Here is a 757-nt window from a genome sequence, read left to right on the forward strand (position 1 = left end):
GGCGTTGCTGAAAGAGTAATGCTTAAGTTGGTAAAATAGTGAGAATGAAATGTCCTAAATGTCAATCAACTCAAACAGCTAAAAACGGGTATCGTCGAGAAAGACAATGCTACAAGTGCAAGCAGTGTGGTCGTCAGTTTTTGAAGTCCTATCGTCCTTGGCGCTACTCAGATGAAGTCAAGCAATTGTGTATCAAAATGTATCTTAACGGCATGGGGTTGAGAGGTATCGAACGAGTTACCGAGATTGATCATACAACTGTCATGCACTGGGTGAGAGAAGCGGGAAATCAACTGCGTGATACTCCAGAGACTGAAGATATCCCAGAGGTCAGCGACTTGGATGAACTGCAAACTTTTGTCGGTAGCAAACGCAACAAGCTATGGATTTGGACAGCCGTCAACCATAAGCAAGCGGGAATTCTGGCATGGGTGCTCGGCGAGCGCAGCGCCGAAACGTTCAAGTGCTTGTGGTCAATTGTTAAATGCTGGCAATGCTTCTTTTACGTTACCGATGGATGGAAGGTTTACCCTATGTTCATTCACGAAGGCGACCAGATTGTCAGCAAGACCTATATGACTCGTGTGGAGTCCGAGAACACCCGTCTTCGACATTACCTAGCACGCTTACACCGCAAGACCTTGTGCTACTCAAAGTCTGTTGAAATGTTGAAATGTTCGCTTCGTTTGCTGCTCCACTACTTGAAATTTCATACAGTTCTTCTACCTGCTTAGTTCATTACAGTTTCAGCAACGCC

At 45.4% G+C, this 757-nt stretch carries 1 protein-coding gene; it reads left to right on the forward strand.

Annotated features, from left to right (window positions below; all coding sequences use genetic code 11):
- Positions 1-44 precede the first annotated feature (44 nt).
- Positions 45-734, forward strand: coding sequence for an IS1 family transposase (locus tag HCR01_RS38125; protein WP_193201041.1), 690 nt, complete (start codon positions 45-47; stop codon positions 732-734).
- Positions 735-757: the final 23 nt, after the last annotated feature.

It is taken from the genome of Nostoc sp. MG11 (genome assembly GCF_014904695.1).
Classification (GTDB): domain Bacteria; phylum Cyanobacteriota; class Cyanobacteriia; order Cyanobacteriales; family Nostocaceae; genus Komarekiella.

Coding starts and splice junctions, on each gene's coding strand:
- HCR01_RS38125 (WP_193201041.1), top strand. CDS start 45: ATGAAATGTCCTAAATGTCAATCAACTCAAACAGCTAAAAACGGGTAT.